General features: G+C 64.1%; 19 protein-coding genes. 8 read left to right on the top strand and 11 right to left on the bottom strand.

The window, feature by feature from the left end; genetic code table 11:
- Positions 1-173: 173 nt before the first annotated feature.
- The 11 genes from FIV42_RS11895 to cls all read right to left on the bottom strand — a co-directional run bounded on the left by FIV42_RS11895 (position 174) and on the right by cls (position 11,369).
- Entirely contained in the window at positions 174-1,019 is an 846-nt protein-coding gene (locus FIV42_RS11895) for a metal ABC transporter permease (RefSeq protein WP_141197901.1), read from the bottom strand.
- Complete coding sequence (locus tag FIV42_RS11890; RefSeq protein WP_141197900.1) at positions 1,016-1,666, bottom strand: metal ABC transporter ATP-binding protein; 651 nt, start codon at positions 1,664-1,666, stop codon at positions 1,016-1,018. Before FIV42_RS11890 ends, FIV42_RS11895 begins: the two co-directional genes overlap by 4 nt.
- A 4-nt stretch (positions 1,667-1,670) precedes the next feature.
- Positions 1,671-2,627: a metal ABC transporter substrate-binding protein gene (locus tag FIV42_RS11885; RefSeq protein ID WP_168210584.1), complete on the bottom strand. Its 957-nt coding sequence runs from the start codon at positions 2,625-2,627 to the stop codon at positions 1,671-1,673.
- Between the two features lie 140 nt (positions 2,628-2,767).
- Positions 2,768-3,382 carry a hypothetical protein gene (locus tag FIV42_RS11880; protein ID WP_141197898.1) on the bottom strand — a complete coding sequence of 205 codons (615 nt, stop codon included), beginning with the start codon at positions 3,380-3,382 and terminating at the stop codon, positions 2,768-2,770.
- Between the two features lie 134 nt (positions 3,383-3,516).
- Positions 3,517-4,242: a hypothetical protein gene (locus FIV42_RS11875; RefSeq protein WP_141197897.1), complete on the bottom strand. Its 726-nt coding sequence runs from the start codon at positions 4,240-4,242 to the stop codon at positions 3,517-3,519.
- A gap of 169 nt (positions 4,243-4,411) precedes the next feature.
- Positions 4,412-5,725, bottom strand: a complete 1,314-nt coding sequence (locus FIV42_RS11870; protein ID WP_141197896.1) for a zinc-regulated TonB-dependent outer membrane receptor — start codon at positions 5,723-5,725, stop codon at positions 4,412-4,414.
- A gap of 227 nt (positions 5,726-5,952) precedes the next feature.
- On the bottom strand, positions 5,953-6,336 hold the full coding sequence (locus tag FIV42_RS11865; protein WP_141197895.1) for a hypothetical protein: 384 nt from the start codon (positions 6,334-6,336) through the stop codon (positions 5,953-5,955).
- A gap of 313 nt (positions 6,337-6,649) precedes the next feature.
- Positions 6,650-7,786, bottom strand: coding sequence for a hypothetical protein (locus tag FIV42_RS11860; RefSeq protein ID WP_141197894.1), 1,137 nt, complete (start codon positions 7,784-7,786; stop codon positions 6,650-6,652).
- Between the two features lie 70 nt (positions 7,787-7,856).
- A complete protein-coding gene (locus FIV42_RS11855) occupies positions 7,857-8,912 on the bottom strand; it encodes a hypothetical protein (protein ID WP_141197893.1) in 1,056 nt (351 codons plus the stop codon).
- Between the two features lie 80 nt (positions 8,913-8,992).
- Positions 8,993-9,472: a DUF892 family protein gene (locus FIV42_RS11850; RefSeq protein ID WP_168210583.1), complete on the bottom strand. Its 480-nt coding sequence runs from the start codon at positions 9,470-9,472 to the stop codon at positions 8,993-8,995.
- 436 nt (positions 9,473-9,908) lie between these two features.
- A complete protein-coding gene (gene cls / locus FIV42_RS11845) occupies positions 9,909-11,369 on the bottom strand; it encodes a cardiolipin synthase (protein WP_141197891.1) in 1,461 nt (486 codons plus the stop codon).
- Positions 11,370-11,459: 90 nt separating this feature from the next.
- Between cls and FIV42_RS11840 the strand changes: the two genes are divergently transcribed.
- The 8 genes from FIV42_RS11840 to FIV42_RS11810 all read left to right on the top strand — a co-directional run bounded on the left by FIV42_RS11840 (position 11,460) and on the right by FIV42_RS11810 (position 20,098).
- Positions 11,460-12,470: a lysophospholipid acyltransferase family protein gene (locus tag FIV42_RS11840; RefSeq protein ID WP_141197890.1), complete on the top strand. Its 1,011-nt coding sequence runs from the start codon at positions 11,460-11,462 to the stop codon at positions 12,468-12,470.
- A 101-nt stretch (positions 12,471-12,571) separates the two neighbouring features.
- A complete protein-coding gene (locus FIV42_RS11835) occupies positions 12,572-13,732 on the top strand; it encodes a sigma-54 interaction domain-containing protein (protein WP_222615438.1) in 1,161 nt (386 codons plus the stop codon).
- Complete coding sequence (locus FIV42_RS30125) at positions 13,729-14,295, top strand: hypothetical protein (RefSeq protein ID WP_168210582.1); 567 nt, start codon at positions 13,729-13,731, stop codon at positions 14,293-14,295. Before FIV42_RS11835 ends, FIV42_RS30125 begins: the two co-directional genes overlap by 4 nt.
- Positions 14,296-14,351: 56 nt before the next feature.
- The gene (locus tag FIV42_RS30120; RefSeq protein WP_168210581.1) at positions 14,352-14,786 is read left to right on the top strand and encodes a DUF4402 domain-containing protein; all 435 of its coding nucleotides are present in this window, start codon (positions 14,352-14,354) and stop codon (positions 14,784-14,786) included.
- Positions 14,787-14,914: 128 nt separating this feature from the next.
- Positions 14,915-15,442 carry a DUF4402 domain-containing protein gene (locus FIV42_RS11825; protein WP_168210580.1) on the top strand — a complete coding sequence of 176 codons (528 nt, stop codon included), beginning with the start codon at positions 14,915-14,917 and terminating at the stop codon, positions 15,440-15,442.
- A gap of 141 nt (positions 15,443-15,583) precedes the next feature.
- Positions 15,584-16,489 (top strand): fimbrial biogenesis chaperone, encoded by a 906-nt coding sequence (locus FIV42_RS11820; protein ID WP_141197886.1) that lies wholly within the window; start codon positions 15,584-15,586, stop codon positions 16,487-16,489.
- Positions 16,490-16,550: 61 nt separating this feature from the next.
- The gene (locus tag FIV42_RS11815; RefSeq protein ID WP_141197885.1) at positions 16,551-19,490 is read left to right on the top strand and encodes an MSCRAMM family protein; all 2,940 of its coding nucleotides are present in this window, start codon (positions 16,551-16,553) and stop codon (positions 19,488-19,490) included.
- Between the two features lie 80 nt (positions 19,491-19,570).
- Positions 19,571-20,098, top strand: a complete 528-nt coding sequence (locus tag FIV42_RS11810; RefSeq protein ID WP_168210579.1) for a DUF4402 domain-containing protein — start codon at positions 19,571-19,573, stop codon at positions 20,096-20,098.
- Positions 20,099-20,370: the final 272 nt, after the last annotated feature.

Below are 20,370 nucleotides of genomic sequence, written 5' to 3'. Positions count from 1 at the left end.
GGAGTTTGCTGCGGTCTTCGACGGTGAGATTTTCGCGACTTCTACGGCTTGCGCTGCTTAGAAAACGAACGGCTCGTGTTGCGTTCGGTCCGGTTAACGATGGCTTTTCCAGTCTTATTGCAAAATTACACAAAAAACTGAAAAACCGCGTGAGCGCGTATGCTGGGGGGCTTCTATCGGTGCATGACGACGCCGACGCTGCGAAGGAGTACGGCGAATCCGGCGGCGACGAGGGTTTGGGAGGCGCCGACGGACCAGTCGAGGAAGTAGGCCAAAAGATAGCCGCCGGCGCCGGAGACCGCGCCGATAAGCGCGGCGAGGACGAAGACGTTGCGAAGCCCGATCTTGAGGCCGAGCACGCCGATGGCGGGCAGTACGGTAAGCCCGAAGGTGGGCAGAGCCCCCAGCGCGCGGGTGACCAGGCCGGTCATGATGGCGATGGAGCCGAACAGCACCAGGTCGAGCGCTTTGACCGGCACGCCCTGGGTGCGCGCGACGATGGGGTCGAGGCTGGCGAAGACGAAGCCGCGAAAGGCGGCCAGTTGGGTCGCGATGACAAGGGCGCCGGCGATGAGCACGGCCCACAGGTCGGCCTTGCGCACCAGCACCGCCGAGCCGTGCAAGATCTGCTCGACGGAGTGCATCTCCTGAGGAATCTGGGGGCCGACCACGAGCACCAGCGCGGTGGGCACGATGAACGCGATGCCCAAGATCGCGTCGCGTCCGATGCTGGGCCGATCGCCGACCCAGGCGAGCGCAAAGACGACCGCCAGCGCCAATAGCAGGGCGAGCCCGACGGGCACGATGCCGGCGAGCACGCCGCTCAGCGACATGGAGGCGACCAGAAAGAAGCCGCCGACGATGCCCAGGGCGGCCACTTGGCTCAAAGCCGCGCTCACAAAGACGATCCGCCGCGAGACGACGTACACGCCCAGCAGTCCGAGCACCGCGCCGGCGGCGACGGCGCACAGGATCGGGTCGCGATAAAACTCCCAGATGATCGACAGCGTTTCGATCATGAGCACTTCTCCAGGTGGACGGTTCGATCGCGGTAGATACGCAGGGTGCAGTCAGAGGCGGCTTGGGCGGGCTGGCTGCCGTGGGCGATCATAAAGATCGTGCGGCCGAACTCGTTGCGCTGGCGCACCAAGATTTCGACGGCGAGTTGCTCGCGCTCGGGGTCCATCGAGGCCGACGGCTCGTCGAGGATGAGCACCGACGGGTCGCCCAACAACGCGCGGCCGAGCAGGACGAGCTGCTTTTGGCCCTCGGACAGCTCGCGAAATAGATGGTGGCGAAATCGATCCATCTCGACCATCTCGAGCGCTCTCTTGATGTCGGCCTTATTCGGCGAGCTTCGCAGCGCCTGCCAGCCCGAGCCACGCTGGAACCCGGTGCCCATCACGTCGTTGACGGTCGCGGGCAAGAGCACGTCGAGGGTGCGAGTCTGGGGCACGAACCGCAGCTCACTCTGGGGCACCGACCACTCGTAGGAGCCGCGGATGGGTTCGAGCAGGCCCATAAATGTGTGGAGCAGCGTCGACTTGCCGATGCCGTTAGGTCCTTCGACGAGCACGAAATGCCCCGGCTCGAAGTCCAGATCCATCGGCCCGAGCAGCGTCTTGTCGTAGCCGACCTCGAGGTTTTGGGTTGTCAGCAGCATCATCGAATCACTCACATCTGGCCTTCACGGCTGAATACAGCTCGCCGGCCATCTTGTTGACGCGCGAAAAGTAGTCCTGGTCCTCGCGGGTCTGGCCCTGAACGATGAGCAGGTAGGCGCCGGTCTTCTTGGTGATCATCTCGGTATTCGAGTTCGGGTAATACTCCATTTGGATGACCACGGGAACCTCCTCGGACTTCATCGTCTTGAAAACCTTGGCGACATGCTTGGGGTTGGGCGGCACGCCCGGCTTGGGCTCGATGGGCAGCACCACGTTCAGCGACAGCCAGTCGGTCAGGTAGACCCAGGCTTCGTGGTAGACGACCACATTGCGGCATTGTTTGGGCAGCGATTCGAACTGCTTTTTCCAATATTTCGCCGTCTGCAGTCCCTTTTTGGCGAAGGCTTTCGCCTGGGTTTTGTACGCCTTGGCGTGGTCGGGATCGAGCTTGGCCAGGCGCTTGCCCAACGCGAGGGCCACGCGGGCCATCTGGCGCGGCTCGAGGGTGTAGTGCGGGTTGCCCTCGGGGTGGACGTCGCCCTGGGCGCGGCTGATTTCGCCCTGGGGGACGCCCTTGCGCGCGATATGCTCGGAGGCGTCGAAGTAGCCGTCGGCGCCTATTTGCACCTTGGCGTTGCGCGAACTCTCGACCAGCGCGGGCAACCAGCCCGCCTCGAGGCTCATGCCGTTGACGATGAGCAGGTCGGCCTTGGCGACGTCGCGCACAAAGCTCGGCTTGGCGTCGACAAAGTGCGGGTCCTGCTGCGGACTCGCCAACAATTCGACCGAGACGTGCTCGCCGCCGACTTCTTTGGCCACCGCGGCGAGGTCGCCGACGGTGGTGACGATGTCGACCTTGGCCATCGCGGTCTGCGGCAGCAGCAAGGCCAGCAGAAGTGTTGCGACGGTGATGAGGGGGCCTGCAGGAAGCGAGGCGCCTGCTACATAAGCAATTAAGGACATAGGGGTTGCGAGACGCTGCGTCCGGGCAGCCCCTATGTCCTTAGATGCCCATGTAGAGGGCGTGGAATGTTCGCGTAAACGTCTCATATCGTCCTCCAAATAAGTCGCCGGCGGCCTCCGGGGCCGCCGGCGACAAAAAATCAATGGTCGTGGTCGTGGTCGCCTTCGCCTTCGGGGACCGGCACGATCGCGATCGTCTCCTCGGGGTGACCCGAGATCTCGACCAGGTAGCTGGTGCCGGCGGCGAAGCCTTCGTAGAAGTGGTTGAAGTTGACCTCGACGCAGCCGGGATCGTCGCCGACCGGGTGCTTCTTCTCGAAGGTCGGGTCGGTGGCGCCGTCGGGGGCGGTGACGACGATATACGGATCAGTCGTCGACTCGCCGTCTTCACCGGCCCAGGCCACGCTCGTAAAGAAGCGATGTCCGCCGTCTTTCTTGGCCTCGAAGGTCACGAAACCCTCGTAGGCGCCGTCGCCGTCGTCGTCGGTCAGCGTGATCGTCGACCACTCGCCGTGGTGGATCACCGGCAGGTCGCCGGTCGACTCGGCCGCGGCTTGCAGGGTGCCGTTTTCGGGCACGAACGGCCCGTTCTGGGCGTGCTCGCAGGCGTGATCGGGCGGCAGTTCTTCTTCTTGGTGGGCGTTGTTGTCGTGCTCGTGATCGTGGTCGTGATCGCCGCAGGCCGAGCCGGCCAGAGCGAGTCCGCCGACCACGAGAATCAGTCCCAAGCGTCCAATAAGCATTCGCGTTTTCATCTGTAGCTTCTCCTACTATGCTGTGTGGGGCTAATCGCTCGCCTTCCTCATGAAGGCGGGCGTGTGATGAGCGCTCCGACTGCTCACTTGCCGGTGGTTGTCGGGGCCTCATCCGCCTCTGAATCGAGGCAACTTCACTCGCTATGGACCTCCACGGCGATCGACGAATTGGCGATCGCTGCGACAATGGCCTCAGCCGGGCCGCGGTTGGAGGTGCTCGCGATGACAATCTCTCCGTTATCTCCGGTCTCGAGTTCGTCGATGTTGACGACCTGGAGCCAGTCGTCCCTCCAGTCGAGGGCGATATTCATGCTTTGCATTTCGGGGGCGTCCGGGCCGAACGCGATGGTGGCCGGCGCCGAGAATTTCATGCCGGCGATGCCCGGCAGGGACATCGTCGTCGGGATCTCTTGGCCGTCACGGGTCAACGTGCCGTCGACGCGCAGCCCGGCGAGCTCGAGCTCGACGGTGTCGAGCGCCAGGCGCTCACCGATGCTCGCGTCGCCCAGGCTCACCGTGCCGGCCGAGGTGATCGCCTCGCTCGGGTCGATATTGGCGACTACGCGTTGGCTCGTGCCCCCGCCGCTGGCCACCTGTGCGCGCAGATCTTCGTACGAGATGAGCTCGCCGTCGCAGTGGCAGTGGCCGCCGTGACACAAGTTGCAGCCGGGCGGTGGGTTCTGCGGGTCGAACTCGCCGCTGCCGGCGCTCGTCGTGCTCGTGGTAATCAGCCGCACGGTGTTCACCTCGAGCTCGAACGACTCGACCTCGAACGCGGCGCCGACCGTCGGCTCCTCGACCGTCAGCTCGGCCTCGGCGTAACCCCACGGGTTGCCGTCCTCGGCGGTGCAGGCGGTCAAAAATAGCGCCGATGCGAAGAGTAGGCCTGCAGGAATCGAGGCGCCTGCTATTCGGGCAACTAAGGATTTGAGGGCTGCGAAGTGGTGTGTCCGGGCAACCCCTAAATCTTTAAATGCCCAAATAGAGGGCGTTGCAGGTTCTGTACTCCGCTCCATTTCGTGTTGTCTCTCAATATTCATGGGTCCCATGGGCTCCTGCTACGATTTCGGCCTGCAAAAAGACCATGTGAACGAGGTCGTCGAGCTCGCCGCCGCGGTACGGCAGGTAGTCGAGGCTGTACTGCAGCCGCAGCCGCGAGAAGTGCGACGGGTAGTACGTCAGTTGCAGCGCGCCGCGCTGGCGAGCCTCGGTCCAGTCGGGGTCGAGCGGGTCGATGGCTCCCAGGTCGTTGGCGTCGGCGAATAGAAAGCCGCCTTCGTCGTCGGGGTCGATGCCGGTGACGTACTCGTAGCGAAGGGCGGTGGCCCAGAAGCGGCTCAGGTGCCACTCGAGCCAGCTATTCAGCCCGAAATCCTCGAGCACGTCCCCGGGGACCTGCCGGCGGCGAAGCATCGCCTCGGTCTGCCAGCCGACCTGGCTGCGGCCGCCGGTGGTGCGTGATTTCCACTGCAGGTAGGTGTCGGCGCCGTAGATCTCGGTGCGGTTGTCGCGCCCGGTCTTGTTGTGCCCGTTGGCGTAGTTGAGGCCCACGAGCAGGTCCCAGTCGGGGGACAACTCGACGAACTCCTCGGCGCGCACCGTCAGCGTCAGGTCGTCCAGGCCTTCGATGTCGTCTTCGGTGGGGATGAACGAGCGGCCGGTGGCCGCGCCGTTGATGTTCTGGACGGCGACGTACCATTGAAAAGTGCCCGGCATCCACAGCTCCAGCCGGCTCAGCTCGACGCCCAATCCGCGCAGGCTCTCGCCGCCCAAAAACTTGGCGTTGACCAGCGGCTGGGTCACGAAGCTCCACGAGTGCAGGTGCGTCGGGTTGAGCCGGCCAAAGCGGGTCTTGAACTGGCCGAAGCGGGCCTGGAGTTGGTATGGGAGCGCCAGCGTCGTGCCGTAGGCCTCCTCGACCTCGACGCCGAACAGCGAGAACAAAATGGCGCTGTCGAAGCGAAAGAACGGGTCGACGTCGGCCCCGATGGCCAGCTCGAGCCCCTGCAGGTTGAACCCGAAATTCTGCGGGTCGTGGCCGCCGCGCAGGTCGGGCTCGTCGGAGAACCAGGCGCCGGCGGTGGTCAAGATGAGCGAGATGTCCGGGTTCATCGACTGCACGGCGCCGCGTGCAGCCGACTTGTCTGCATCGGACGCGTCTTCGTCTTCGTCGTAAACCTCCTCTTCGAGCGCTTCGAGCTCGCTCTCGACGTCTTCGTCTTCGGGGGCGTCAGACTCGTAGTCTGGGCCCGGCAGACCTTCTTCCTGTTGGGCGAAGGCCGACGTCGAAACCGTGCACAACGCGCCGATGAGGGCGAGTGTGAGTAATCGTTTGAATGTCATTTCGTACCGCGAGTTGACTTGTGCGGCCTTCAGGATTCGCGGCGGCTATTTGGACGGACAAACTACAATTTGAGGGTCGCGGGGATGCGAGGCGTTTCAGGGTTGATCCGTGCAAGCGTCGGCCTTCAAGAACCAATCGCTATGCAGGATGGCAACCCTCAAATCGTAGTTTGTCTGCCCTAATAGAGCGCGGAAAGCTGAGGCGCTTCAACAAAATTCGAGCGTAACTATGCGGTACGCACCGGGGGAGAGAGCCCCGGAGACAATCGAAGGATTTCGATCGGAGAGGGAACATCTGTGCGCCGTACGAGGGGGTGCACGGCGATCGTTTCGGCCGGTGGAGGCAGATTGAGCAGCGAGGCGTGCAGCTCGGGCAGCGGCACGGTCGGCCCCTGCAGCCAGCTCAGGTAATCACACGACTCGCCATTTTGGTCGGGGTTGTCTGCCGGCGCCGGCCGCTCGTGGGTGACGCTGGCGTTCTGAGTGTGCTCGACGCTGTTACCGTCTTCGTCGGCATGCTCGAACGCCTGGTGGCTCTCGCAGTAGGTGTGCTCGGTCAGCGACACGTGCACCAACGCCGCCCCGAGTGCCTGCACGAGCAGTACACTCAAGGTAACCACCACGGCTTTGCTCAACCGCGTGTAGGTTTTGTGGCGAAATGCGTTCATCGGGACCGTTCACAGGTAAAGACTACCACAGCCATCTTATAGCTATACGCAAGGGTGAATGCAATCCAAGGAAGATCAAGTCGTGCACATTCGATAGCCCCCCGACTCCGCTGCGCTTCGCCGGGGGCTATCAAAGGCGGGGGCTCTGCCCTTCGGGCTCGGCTTGTTTTGTTTAATCGAGGCGTGCGTTCTTGGTGTTCATCGGCGCCTCAGCCCCAAACCCCTAAACCCCTAAACCCCCAAATCCCAACCCCCCTCACCACACCTGCGCAACCGACTGGAACGTGACCTGCGGCTCGGGGCCGGACTTGCCGTCGCGGCCCACGCGGGTGCCGCTGCGGCCGTCTTGGCCGCGCTGGCCCTGCTGGCCGCCCGAGAACGTCGTGCCGCCCGAGCCGCCGTAGCCTTTGGTGCCGGGCTGGCCGCCCTGGCCGCCTTCGTTCTCGAGGGTGATCGCCTTGAGGTAGGTCTTGGCGGCCGGGTCGACCACCAGCTTGATCGCGCCTCCGTCGCCGCCGGCCGCGCCGTTGCCGCCGTCGCCACCATTGCCGCCGTTGCCGCCGTTGCCGGCCGGGGCGCCGGTGCCGCCCGAGCCACCCTTGCCGCCGCTGCCGCCGTTGCCACCGTGGCCGCCGTGGCCGCCGTTGGCGACGACCTTCAGCCCGCCGGCCTCCGGGTCGACGAGGAAGACCTCGACGTGATTGCTCGTCTGACTCTCGGCGCGCACCTTGAGCAGCGGCTTGTCGCCCTCGGGCACTTCGGCCAACTTGACGTAGACCACCACATCATCGGCATCCTGGCCCGGCTCGCCGTCTTGGCCGTGGCCGCCGTCTTGGCCGTCACCGCCGTGGCCGCCCGGCTCGGCGTACGAGCCCGACGACTGGTTGCTCTGGCCGTTACGCCCGCTCGAACCCACCCGGCCGTTGGCGCCATTGCGCCCGTTCTGGCCGCTGAAGTTGGCCACGAACCCGCAGTCGTAGCGCGCCGGTACGGTCGCCTCGACCGTCTTCTTGGGGTGGTGGACCGAGCGCACGATGATCTTGGCCGGCTTGGCGAGCGTGACCCGCGGGTCGCCGTCGATCACGAAGTTGCCGCCGCGCGCCATCTGCCCGCCGACGGTCTGGATCTTGTAGTTGTCCCACGTCACCTTGCCCTGGCCGGCGCCTTCGGTCATCAGCCGCTTGCCGTCGTCGAGCACGGCGGTGACGATCAGCGGGGCGCTCGCGCCGGGGCAGAGCGCTTCGGTGCCCACCAGGTCGAGCTCGAGCTTCTTGACCGGCTTGTCTTGGAGGTCGGTCTTGAGCCCCAGCGCCTTCTGGATGGCGGCGCAGCCACCCAGCGAGAGGGCGAGCGAGGCGAACAAAGCAAGTACGGCGAGGCGGCGCAGATGCATGATACTTCTCCGGAAAATGGTTTGGCCGGAGCGTATCAAAGGTGTTCGAGTTGGTGAAGGCTATCTGTGCCTACCGGACAATCGAAAAAACCGGATCGGCGAAGAGTTCGTCGTTGGCGGGCGTCTTGTCGAGCGCCTGCTGGAAGGCTTCGTTGTCGGCGTACGAATCTTTGGGAAGTTCGCTGCGCGCGATTTGCCGGACGTGATCGACGATCGCCATCGGCATGTCGGCGTCGGCGCTCAGTCTGAAGACCGAAGTCGACGGGTATTTTTGACCCAGGTCGGCGAGCAGATTGTAGAGTCGGCGAAAGTCGTACAACGCCATCGCCTCAGCGAGGTGCTCGTCGGCCTCGGCGATCTTGCCCGCGTTGCGTGCCTGGCGGGCTTGGCCGATGAGCTTCATGACGTCGGCGCTCGGATCTTGCAAACAAATTGTGGGGCCAACTTTCGGACAGCCTTCGATGGGAGCCAAGATGGCGCCGGTGGCCGCGATGCGGAAGCCTTTGTCGACGACGACAATGGTCAGATCGAGCGGCTCCTTGGGCTGCGGATCGGCGGTGCTGGGCAACTTGGTCGTCGGTGTCGCCTCTTCGTCGGCTTTGTTGGGCTGGGTCGCGTGGCCGACCTTTCGGTCGACGCGGACCACGAAGCGCGAGACCTTGTTCGATCCGGCCGTGTACATCGTCTGCGCGAGGAGTTCGTACGGCGTCAGCGCCGAGGTTCGGAACTCGGCGACCGGGGTGAAGTTGGGGTTCTTGGCCTTCAAGATCTGGCGCTCGACCGCCTTGCCCACCGCTTCACCCAGCGGCGTGATATACAGTCCGAACCGCTCCTCGGGCAGATGCTCCTCGGGAACCTCCCAGTCGGCCAGCTCGACGACCCGCTCGCCTTCGAGCGCGATGGCCTCGGCGTCGATCGCAATGTCGATCACATCGTCGGTCCGCTCGTCGGCTTGTTGTTGGTCGACTTGTTGTTGGTCGACTTGTTGTTGGTCGGCCTGCGGCGGGTCGACTGGCTGTTGGTCGGCCCCACCGCTCGACTCGGCCTCTTGTTCGGCCGGCTTGGAGGTGCTGCAGGCGGTGAGGGTGGTCGCGATGATGATCGGCAACAAGAGCGAGGTGCGCATCGGTACGTATCCTGCCGGAGAGCTCGAGAGGGCTTCGATTGGCGGCAGGATACGAGAGACCGACTATGCTCACAAGCGCCTCAAACGTAGACCACGTCGGGCACGGCGTTGAGCAGTTTCTCGGCCGCCTGGTCGACCTCGTGGAGCCGGTTGTGCAGCAGCTCGCCGAAGTGGCGCAGCCGCATCTGCTCGGCGACGTCGCTCAGCGTGCCGTAGCTTGCCTCCAAGTACAGGTTCATCTTGCGGCCGATATCGACGAGCTTCGCGTCGATGACCGCCGGGGAGGACTTGTCGGGCTCGAGGTCGTCGAGCTCGGCCAAAATGCTGCGCATCGTGGCGTCCTCGTTCTCCTCGAGATCGATGCCAAGCTGGTTGAACAACTCCTGGAAGTGCTCGCCGTGGTTTTTGGCCTTCAGATCTTCGTCCTCGAAGCACTCGGCCAAAAAGGGCAGGCTGGCCATCTGCTTCATCTTGGGCAGCTTGTCCTCAATCTGCCGGTGGGCGGAGTACATGCGCCGAAGTTCGTGGGAGGCCATTTCTCGGATGTCGTGTAACTCCATGGGGTCGCTCCTCTTTTTGGGGTTGTCGACATCGGTGAAGGTAAACACGAGTCGGCAGCGAACGACTCGCTCGTCGACCACCCGTCGGTCGCTCCGACGGGCGTTTCTCATTTGCGAAAGCCGTCTCGGAGCGACCGACGGGCGTTTTTCATTTGTAAAAGCCGTCTCGGAGCGACCGACGGGCGTTTTTCATTTGCAAAAGCCGTCTCGGAGCGACCGACGGGCGTGTGGGCGAGTGCGACATGCGCGTCGGTCACGCCGATGGGCGTTCTGCGATTTAGAAAGGCGCGTCGGTCGCTCCGGGGCGCGTCTCGCACCCGACCGACCGGTCGTCGGAGCGACCGACGCGGCTCTACACATTGCCAAAACGGCCGTCGGCGCGACCGACGCGTATGTCGCGCCGCCCAAACGCCCATCGGCGCGACCGACGCCGACCTCACAAATAAGGCGCCAACAGGCGAAACGCCCCATCGCGCAGCTTCCGGGCGGTGCCGCGCTCGTCGTACTCCTCGAGGGTGATGCGGTGGGCGCCTTCGAGCTTGTCGAGCGCCCAGTCGTCGAGGCCGTCGGCGAAGTCGGTGTCGTAGCACTCGACGTCGAACTCGAAGTTGAGCCGATGGCTTCGGGGGTCCCAGTTCGACGAGCCGAACAGGGTCCAGTAGCGGTCGACGACGGTCAGCTTGGAGTGCTCGAAGGGCGGCGGGGTCAGCCAGACGTTGCAGCCGTGGACCAACAGCGGGCGAAGCTGGCCAAACGAGGCCCACTGCACATACGGCAGGTTGTTCTTTTTGGGCATGATGATGTCGACACGCACCCCGCGCATGGCGGCGACGTTGAGGGCGTCGACGATCGATTCGTCGGGCAAGAAGTAGGGGGTGACCACGCGGATGGTGCGCTGGGCGCTGGTGATCGCCCCCAGGAGCGTCCAGGGCAGCTTGTCGACGTTTTCGTCGGGGCCGTCGACGATGCCGCGGGCGAAGAGCTCGCCTTTGGGCTCGAGCGTGGGAAACCACGTCTCGCCGCGAAGCTCCTCATTGGCCGAAAACGCCCAGTCGTCGACGAAGACCTCCTGCAGGTGCGAGACGACGGGCCCCTCGATGCGAAATTGCAGGTCGCGGGTGGGCAGCTTGGAGTCCTCGCTGACCACGTGGGCGGTGCGGATATTCATCCCGCCGGTAAAGCCGATGCGCCCGTCGACGACCATCACCTTGCGGTGGTTGCGCAGGTTGGCGCTCATCAGGTGGGGCGGCCACAGCGACGGCAAGAAGCGGCGCGCTTTGATCCCGCCGCGTTTGAGCCGGCCCAAGATCGACGGAAACGAGTAGCGCAGGCCCGCCGCGTCGATGAGCACGCGCACCTCGACGCCGCGCTGGACCGCCTGGGTGAGCGCGTGGGCGAATTTGCGGCCCCACTTGTCGTTGTCGAAGATGTAGGTCGACAGGCTGATGGAGGTCTGGGCGTTGTCGATCGCCTCGAGCATCTCCGGGTAGGCCTGCTCGCCGTTGAATAGCGGCTCGATATGATTGCCGGCGAGCAGGGGGCGGCGAACGACCTCGTCGACCAGGCGCACGAGTTGGCCCAGGTGGGCGGCGCGATCGGCCAGGTGCTCGTCGATCTTTTCTCCGGCCACCGCGCGCGCATCTTCATCGGGCTCGTAGCGCTGCAGGTCGGCGCGCAGCGACACCGCGCGGCGGTGGATGCGGTTGACCCCGAGCATCAGGTACAGCGCGCTCCCCACCACGGGCACCAGCCAACTCAGCCCGATCCAGCCGATCGCCGAGCGCGTCTCCTGCTTGTGCAGCACGATATGCGCCGTGGTCAACACCGCCGAGAGCGTCGCCAGAATACTGACGAGCTCGGGGGCGTAAAAGGCGACGGCTTCGAAGAATTGGATCATGGGGGTACGGCTTCAGTCGACAGTTGTTAGATCCGCCTTGGACAACTAAGCTCTCGCGCCAAGTAGCTACCTTTACAATGTTGATGCCCTATGCTCGATCTCAACCGACTCGAACGGATTAGTCTGACCGCCAACCCGATCGGCCAGAAGGCTGTGGCCGCCGTGTTGCTGGCGCCGAACTACGACTTGCCTCCGCGCGTCAAGATCGACATCGAGGGCTTCGAGCACGTGCCCGACGAGCCGGTCATCTACGCGATGAACCACACCGACCGGTACAATTATTGGCCGTTCCAGTACAAGCTGTGGCGCCGCTACGACCGGTTTACCTCCACCTGGGTCAAGGGCAAGTATTACGAGAACGAGTGGATGGGCAAGTTCATGGAGATGACCAACAATATCCCCACCGTCTCCAGGGGCTACCTGATCGCGCGCGATTTCAAAGCCGTCTGCGACCGCGCGCCCACCGGCGAAGAGTACCGCGCGCTTCGCACCGCCGTCGATGTCGACGCCGGCGTCAAAGAGGCCCCCGACGATATGGTCGACCCGGCCGAGATCGTCCCGCGGGCCATCCTCGAGCGGCCCCGCAACGTGCTCGGCCGCCGCTACGCGCCGGGGCGCGAGTCGTACACGACCTACCTCAACGACCTGTTTCGCAAGATGATGCGCCGCTTCGTCGAGATCAACGAGCAGGCCTTCGACAAGAATCTCGATCTGCTCGTCTTCCCGCAGGGCACGCGCTCCATTCGGCTCTCCCGCGGGCGCATCGGCCTGTCGCAGATGGCGCTGCACCTCAAAGCCCCGGTCGTGCCGGTCGGCTGCAGCGGCTCGGACAAGGTCTACCCGGGCAACTCGCCGGTGGGTCGGCCCGGCCACATCATCTACCGAATGGGCGAAGCGCTGCACTACGAGGACATGAGCGAGTTTCATATCGGCGAGGACTTCGAGCCGTTTACCGCCGAGGCCGAGAACAAGCACCGCGACAAGTTCCAGGGCTACGTCGACGTGGTCATGGACCGCATCAACGGCCTGGTCGACCCTCCGTACCGGTTCGCCGAAGACCGCGCGAGCGACGGCGTGGCCGGAAGCCGGCGGTTTTTGTGACGTTGCTCGTCGGCGACAAAAATCTCGAAGTTTTCCAAGAAGCCATTCCTTGTGTATGATGAGTTGTAGAGAAGTACCTCTCATATCCTCGAGGAGCAGTGGTGAGTTCGGCGTCCTCACGCAATGAGTTCGAGCGCAGCTTCGACGAAGTCAGCCGCAAGTACTTAGCGAAACTCTATGATGAGGATTCGACGGCGCTCGACGACACGTCAGCCGCCGTCGATAACAACGCACTGATCTATCGTGATGAGTGCACCGAGCGCATCTGCGCCTTGGCCGAGAGTGTGGCCACGGCGCCCACGACCGTATTGCTCTCCGGGGAGACCGGGGTGGGCAAGGAGGTCTTCGCCCGCTTCATCCACCGCCGCTCCAAGCGCGCCGACGGCTCTTTTGTGGGCGTCAACTGCGCCGCGCTGTCAGCTTCCCTGCTCGAAAGCGAGCTGTTCGGCCACGAAAAAGGAGCCTTTAGCGGGGCGGTGCGCCAGCACGCCGGTGTGTTCGAGCGCGCCGACGGCGGCACGTTGCTGCTCGACGAGATCTCCGAGATGCCCCTCGAGCTGCAGGCCAAGCTGCTGCGCGTGCTCCAGGAGCGACAGGTCGTTCGCGTGGGCGGCACGGACCCCATCGACGTCGACATCCGCATCATCGCCACGACCAACCGCGACCTGCAGGCCTACGTCGACGAGGGGCATTTTCGCCAAGATCTCTTCTTTCGCATCAACGTCTTTCCCCTCGAAATCCCCGCGCTGCGCGACCGGCCCGCCGACATCGAGCCCTTGGCCGGCTACTACACCCGGCGGCTGTCGGCGATGCTCGAGCGGCCGGTGAGCGGCTTTACGCTGGAGGCCATCGAGAAGCTCGAGAATTACGGCTTTCCGGGCAATATCCGCGAGCTCGTCAATATCATCGAGCGCGCCCTGATCTTGACCGGCGACGACGAGCTCATCGACGCCCATCACATCGTGTTGCAGGGCGAGAAGGTCGGCGCCGCAGGGCGTCGAGCGCCGGCTCAACAACCAGCTCAACAAGATGGCCTCGACGAGCGCACCGAGGTCGACGAAGACGAGGAAGAGGCGCACCGGGTCGAGTTTCGTGCCGGCGAAGCCCGGCTGACCGACGTGCGTCGGGTCATGATCGAGCGCACTTTGGATCGCTTCGACGGCCACCAGTCGCGCGCCGCCGAGAGCCTGGGCGTGAGCACGCGCACGATCCGCAATCGGTTGAAGCAGTACGAATCGCGAGACGAGGATTCCCAAGAGTGAACATGCACGCCATCCATCACCGACATACCCACCACCTCGAGCGGGTGGTCCTTATGGTGGGCGTCTTGGTCGCCATGATGCTGTGCGCCGGCTCGGCCTACGGCCAGGCGCAGGCCAACGGCACCGGGAACGTCGAGGTGCATGACCAACTCAACCTCAACGAAATTTCGCCCATCGACTTCGGCCAAATCGACCGGCCGACGACGGGATCGAACACCTTCGAGCTGTACTGGATTTTGAATGGGCGCGGGTGGGGAACCACCACCCTGACCACCTCGGGCGGCGGCGATGCCACGCACCTCGGCAACGAGCAGCACGGCCGCTACATGATCCGCGGGCCCCGTCGCCAAGTGGTGCAGGTCACCGCCTCCATCGCCCCCTTCAACGTCCCGGGAATCATCGTGGAGCGCACCTTCGTCAACGGACGAAGCGACACACAAATCGAGCAGTTGGACGGGACGGGCTACCGCCGTCTGCGCGTCGGCGGGGTCATCACCGTGACGTCCAGCGCTGCGCTCGGCGCCCACACCACCGACGTCTACGTTACCGCCAACTTCCCGTGATCGCCGTGCTCAGCCCCTCCAGACGTCGCCGATATCTATGCGCGGGGTTGATCTGTTTGGGACTGCTGGCCTGCGCGATTCCGGCGTCGGCCGCGGGTCCTCGCTTCCGCGAGGTCAAGGAACTCAACTTCGGCAAGATCGTTCGGCCCTCCCACGGCACAAACACGTTTACTCTGCACTGGCGAAACGGCCAGGTGGCCACGGGCGGGTCCGGAGACGCCGTGCACCTGGGCGGAAGCTCGAACGGACACTTCATCATTCGCGGCCGCCCCAATCGCACGGTCACAATTTCGGCGACGATCGACAATTTTGGGGCCAGCGGGCTCACCGTCCGACAGGCGCACGTCAACGGAACGACGAGCACCCACACGACCATGCTCAGCGGCAACGGCACCTTTCTGGCGCGGGTCGGAGGGATTCTCGTCGTATACACCACCGCCACACCGGGCGTGCACCAGACTGACCTCAACCTCACGTTGAACTACGAGTAAAACTGTCCTCGCCCCATGCTAAGAATACGTAAAAAGTTAGAGGTAGGGGTTGAGGTGGTGGCAGGTGTTTGGTAGGGTAGTTGATGGAGCCAACGCCCATTACAATTTGAAGTAGTATGGAGAGAACCATGCAGAAGTCTGCGAAGGTACGTACTGGTATTGCTGTGCTCGCTCTTGCACTCGTGGCAGCCGGATCGAGTGTTGTTTACGCCGCCACCGAAACAGGCACGGCTCATGTCGAGATTCTGACGAACCTGACCATCCAAGAGGTCACTCAGATGGATTTCGGCATCATCGCCATGCCGTCGACGGGAACCGACAGCTTCAGCCTCGACTCGGCCGGCGCGGTCACCCATACCGGAACCGACGGCACCCATTCGCCGGGCACGCAAGTGGTGGGCACCTACGATCTGACCGGTGAGCCGGGACGTCTGGTCGATATCAGCACGACGGTGACCACCGACTTCGCCGCCGGGGTTCGCCTGACCGAGATCACCCTCGACGACCAGGTCTCCAACGCGGGCACGCCGGCGACGACCACGCTCGACACCACCGGCGCCGCCACCGCCCGCATGGGTGGCACCGTCGAAGTCGACGCCGGAGCGACCACCGGCGCGCACACCGCATCGATCGACATCGTGGCGAACTACCAGTAAGCGACGCACAGCGACGATCTGACGAATGAGCAGCTCCTCTTTGAGATTTTGTGACAAAGAGGAGCTGCTTCGTTAGACTCATCGAGTCGAATTGGGCGGCGCAAGCCGCCTTTGTTGTATCGAGGTCGAGGAGCTTCTCAGATGGATGCACGCCCGAGCACGCCGAAGTACCTGCGATGGGGCGCGTGCCTCGCAACGGTCTTCGGATTATTTGTCGCACAGGCGCTGGTTGGCGCCCTTCCCACTGCACACGCCCAGGGAAACGTCACCATTGCCCCCACCCGGGTGGTCTTCGAGGGGCGTGAGCGCTCCAAAGAGCTCATGCTGCTCAACCGGGGCAGCGAGGTGGTCACCTACCGCATCTCGCTCATCCAGATGAGCATGACCAAAGAGGGCAAGCTCGTGCGCGCCGACAAGCCCACCGGCGGCGAGAAATTCGCCGACAAGATGCTGCGCTTCGCCCCGCGCCAGGTGCGCCTCAAGCCCGGCGTGGCCCAGCGGGTGCGCGTGATGGTGCGCAAGCCCGCCAAGCTCGCCGAAGACGAGTACCGCTCGCATATGCTCTTTCAGGCGATGCCCAAAGCGGCCGCGACCGTCGACCAGCAGGTCGAGGGCGGCCAACTCGCCCTGCGGCTCAACATCGTGTCGGGCATCTCCATCCCCGTCATCGTTCGCCACGGCAACTTGTCGGCGAAGACCGACATCAAAAACCTCACCTTCGAAAAGGGCAAAAAGGTCGACGAGCCCGACGTCTTGAAGTTCGAGATGACGCGCAAGGGCGACAAGTCGACCTACGGCAACCTCACGGTCAAATTCATCCCCAAGGCCGAGGAAGCCGAGCCGATCACGCTGGCCAAGCTCGGCGGCGTGGCGGTCTACACCACCCACGAGATTCGAAAATTCCAGATCCCTTTGAAGCCCCCGGAGGGCCTGGACGTCGCCGAAGCCATGAAGCTGGAGGACGGCCGAATCGTCGTCACCTACCGCGAGCGCAGTGAGGACGGTGGTGCGTTGTTGGCTTCCGAGGAGCTGTCGCTTCAGCAATAAGCGGCAGCGGGCGTGGGGCGACAGGGAGCATGGGTGCCTGCGCGGGTTGTTCGCGTTGGGCTTGGCGCTGTTGATCGCGCTCGGGTCATCTGCGGCCGCCGCGCAGGAGAATCCCGAAGAGGCCGCGTCGACCGAAGGCGAGACGGCCTCCGGCCAATCCAACTCCGACGAATCCGACTCCGGCCAATCCGACTCTGGCAAGTCGCCCGAGACGATGGCGCTCGTCGACCGACCCGACGAGCAGTTCGTCATCGTCGAGGTGCGCGTCCCCAAGCTCATCCTGGCGCAGGACATGCCCGGCTACTACGACGGCGAGCGACTCTTCGTGCCGTTGTGGATGTTCGTCGACATCGTCGAGTTTCCCATCGACGTCGACGTCGAAGAAGGCCGCGCCAAGGGGTGGTTTCTGAGCAAAGACCGCGCCTTCGACCTCGACCTGCGCCGCGGCACGGTCGAGCTCCGCAACCAAGAGCAGTCCATCGATCCGAAACGCGTCGAGCGCCACTACGACGATATCTACGTCGACATGGAGGCGATCTCGGAGTGGTTCGGCCTCGACTACGAATTCGACTTCTCGTTGATGCGCCTCCAGATGGAGCCCGCCGAGCCGCTCCCGGCGCAACAACGCCTCGAGCGGGCCAAGCGGCGCGCGCTGCTCGACAAGGTCTTGGTCAACCGGGGACCGCGCTACGAGCTCGTCCCCACGCCTTACAAGATGTGGTCGAAGCCGGCCCACGACCTGCGCCTGGAGGCGGCGCTGCCGACGGCGAATCACCTCCAGGAGAATCAAGAGAGCCGACGCATCGTCGGCCAGTCGAACAGCTACCATCTGCGCGGGGCCGGCGATCTCTTCTACATGAACGGTACCTGGTCGATCTCGGGCACCGAGCTCCACCCCATCTCGCGGGCCAGGCTCAGGCTGCAGCGAAAGGAGCCGGGCGGAAAGATGCTCGGCGACCTCGAGGCGACCGAAATCGCCGTCGGTGACGTGGTCTCGCCGCCGGTTCCCCTCGTCGCTCGCGGCTCCTCCGGCCGCGGCGTCCAGGTGTCGAGCTTCCCGCTGACCCGTCCCACCGCCTTCGACTACACCACCGTCTCGGGGCCGCTCGAGCCGGAGTGGGAGGCCGAGCTGTACCGAAACGACGTGCTCCTCGACTTCCAGACCGAGCCGATCGACGGGCAGTTTCGCTTCGAGCAGGTTCCGCTCTTGTTCGGCCTCAACCAGCTTCGCATCGTCATGTACGGCCCCCACGGCGAGAAGCGCGTCGAGCGGCGCGAGGTCTATATCGGCCCGGGGATGATCCGCCCCGGCGAGCAGTACTACCGCGTGTCGGTCTCCCAGCATAACAGCGACATGGTCCCCATCGCCTCGACCGGCCGCGAGACGCCCATCGACGGCTGGCCGCGCGCGATCATCGAGTACGAGCGCGGCCTGTACGACGACTTGGCCGTCACCGGGCGGTTCACCACCCTGCCGCTGCGAGACGAGAAGCAGCGTGTCTACGGCGAGCTGGGGCTGCGGTATTCGTTCCAGCGGGCCTACACCTCGCTCGACGTCACCGTGGGCGACGGCTGGGCGATGCGCGCGGCGGCACAGACGCGCCTGGCGGACTGGAACTTCGTGGCCGAGACGGCCCAGTTCTTCTCCCAGTTTACCAGCGAGCGCTTTCCCAACCCCGACAACTACCCCATTCAAAACCAGACCTCGATGCGCATCTACGGGGTGCTCCCCGTCTCGCCGAAGTATCCGGTGCCGATGGCTCTGCGGATCGAGAACGACTATCTGGGCGAAGAGGGCAATCAGGTGCGGGCGTCGAACCGCCTGTCGATCCGCATCCACGGGGTGACCGTGGCCCACGACCTGCGCATCAACAAACGCACCGGAGAGGACACGCTGGTCAACGGGGCGCTCAGCGCCCGCGGGCGCACCCACGACGTGATGCCCGTCGCCGAGGCCTCGTACTCGACCGACCAGGGGTTTCGCGCCTACCGGCTGGGAGCCCTCTGGCGCATCGACCGCGATCTGCAGGCGCGCGCGAATATCTACCACGAGTTCGCCACTATCCACGACGTCAAGGTCACCACCGGCGTCGCCCATCGGCTGCAACAATTTGCTTGGGGCGCCGATATCGGCGTGTCGCTGCAAGGTGGCTTCTCCATCGGCGCGAGCTTGTCGACCGGCATCGGCTACGACCCGCGGGCCAACCAGTGGCAACTCGAGTCCGATTCGCTGACCGCTTCGGGCACCGTCTTGCCCCGGGTCTATTGGGACAAAAACCAAAACGGCACCTACGACGAAGAGCACGACGAGGCGGCGCCCGACGCCAAATTCTTCGTCAACAACTCGCGTCAGGAGGAGTACAAGACCGACGAAGACGGTGTGGTGGTGCTACCGGACGTGCCCGCAGACGAGTACGTCGATATCGAGCTGTCGCGCCGAAGCCTCTACGACCCCTTCTTCGTCCCCTCCCCGGAGGGCTACACCGTGCTGACCCGCCCGGGCGCGGTCACCTACCTCGATTTCCCCATCATCATGACCGGCGAGGTCGACGGCACCGTCTGGATCGAGCTTCACGGCATGAGGCAACCGGCGGCGGGTGTCGAGATGCAACTGGTCGACGCCGACGGCGAAGTCGTCGACACCACCGAGACGGCCTTCGACGGCTTCTACCTGTTCGACTTCATCGAGCCGGGCGCCTACACCGTGCGCGTCTCGCCGGAGCAGTGGCGCAAGCTTCGCTTCGAGCAGCCTGACGAGCACGCGGTCGAAATCGGAGTGGACGGCACGGTCGTCTCGGGCCAAGACATCGCGCTCCGCCGACCCGACAAATCAAAAACGGAAGATGTTTCCAGAAACACTTTCCAAGACGGCGCCGTCGAAACGGAAACACTTTCCAAAGCATGGGCGGACGCGCGAGGCGAGCTCTGCGGCGACGGTGGGTTGGGCGCGCCTTTGTGTATATTTTTCAGGAGGTTGGGAGGGTTTAGTAAGAATTTCTAGGAAAATTGTGCCCGCTGGTATGGCGGTTGCTTTTAAGGAAAGGCGTACACGGAATGCTCCTTCGGATGATGGAGAAGACGATGTCTGCCAAAGCGACCGCCACCAAAATTCTGACCGCAACTGCGCTGATCCTCGCGGCCGTTATCGGTCTGGCTTCGACGGTCTCGGCAGCCGAGTATGTGGGCACCGGGCGCATCACCATCCTGGAGAGCCTGGCCGTCTCCGAAGAGCAGTCGGTCGATTTCGGCTACGTGCACCGCCCCAGCGCCGGCACCAACACCCTCAGCCTCAACCACGCCGACGGCTCGGTGACCGCCAGCGGCGCCGGCGACGCCCAGGTGGTCGGCGGCACCTCGACCAGCGGCGTCTACACCATCTCCGGCCAACCCGACCGCGCCATTCAGGTGTCGGTGGCCGTGACCGATTTCTCCGACCCGGGCATCTCGGTCGACGAAGCCTACGTCAACGGCCCCACCGACAGCGTCAGCGGCAAGCTCGACTCGGCCGGCAAGTACGAGGCCAAGGTCGGCGGCGCGGTCACCATCGATTCGAACGCTTCACTGGGTACCCACACCACGGATGTCATCATGACCGTCACTTACGAGTAACCCTGCCTTCCAATTGCGTCCGCCTTGGAGAACTCCCAACCTCGCGGCTCCGCCCCATAACCCCTGTTACCTCCCATCTCTCTAGACAGGAGCCGCACAACGGCTCCCTCGGAAGCTTCCGAGGGGGCCGCTCTTCTTTCTTGAATTGGGTGCGAGCCTGAATTGGGTGCGAGGGCATCTTGCCCTCGGCTATCGGTGCGTGGGCATCTTGCCCTCGTCATTTCGGTGCGGGGGCATCTTGCCCTCGTCATTTCGGTGCGGGGCATCTTGCC

Origin of the sequence: Persicimonas caeni, assembly GCF_006517175.1 — a bacterium.
Taxonomy (GTDB): Bacteria; Myxococcota_A; Bradymonadia; order Bradymonadales; family Bradymonadaceae; genus Persicimonas; species Persicimonas caeni.
This window is presented reverse-complemented; position numbering and strand designations above follow the sequence as displayed.

Coding starts and splice junctions, on each gene's coding strand:
- FIV42_RS11870 (WP_141197896.1), bottom strand. CDS start 5,725: ATGACATTCAAACGATTACTCACACTCGCCCTCATCGGCGCGTTGTGC.
- FIV42_RS11820 (WP_141197886.1), top strand. CDS start 15,584: ATGGATGCACGCCCGAGCACGCCGAAGTACCTGCGATGGGGCGCGTGC.
- FIV42_RS11885 (WP_168210584.1), bottom strand. CDS start 2,627: ATGTCCTTAATTGCTTATGTAGCAGGCGCCTCGCTTCCTGCAGGCCCC.
- FIV42_RS11810 (WP_168210579.1), top strand. CDS start 19,571: ATGTCTGCCAAAGCGACCGCCACCAAAATTCTGACCGCAACTGCGCTG.
- FIV42_RS11860 (WP_141197894.1), bottom strand. CDS start 7,786: ATGCATCTGCGCCGCCTCGCCGTACTTGCTTTGTTCGCCTCGCTCGCC.
- cls (WP_141197891.1), bottom strand. CDS start 11,369: ATGATCCAATTCTTCGAAGCCGTCGCCTTTTACGCCCCCGAGCTCGTC.
- FIV42_RS11855 (WP_141197893.1), bottom strand. CDS start 8,912: ATGCGCACCTCGCTCTTGTTGCCGATCATCATCGCGACCACCCTCACC.
- FIV42_RS11890 (WP_141197900.1), bottom strand. CDS start 1,666: ATGATGCTGCTGACAACCCAAAACCTCGAGGTCGGCTACGACAAGACG.
- FIV42_RS11895 (WP_141197901.1), bottom strand. CDS start 1,019: ATGATCGAAACGCTGTCGATCATCTGGGAGTTTTATCGCGACCCGATC.
- FIV42_RS11880 (WP_141197898.1), bottom strand. CDS start 3,382: ATGAAAACGCGAATGCTTATTGGACGCTTGGGACTGATTCTCGTGGTC.
- FIV42_RS11850 (WP_168210583.1), bottom strand. CDS start 9,472: ATGGAGTTACACGACATCCGAGAAATGGCCTCCCACGAACTTCGGCGC.
- FIV42_RS11825 (WP_168210580.1), top strand. CDS start 14,915: ATGCAGAAGTCTGCGAAGGTACGTACTGGTATTGCTGTGCTCGCTCTT.
- FIV42_RS11840 (WP_141197890.1), top strand. CDS start 11,460: ATGCTCGATCTCAACCGACTCGAACGGATTAGTCTGACCGCCAACCCG.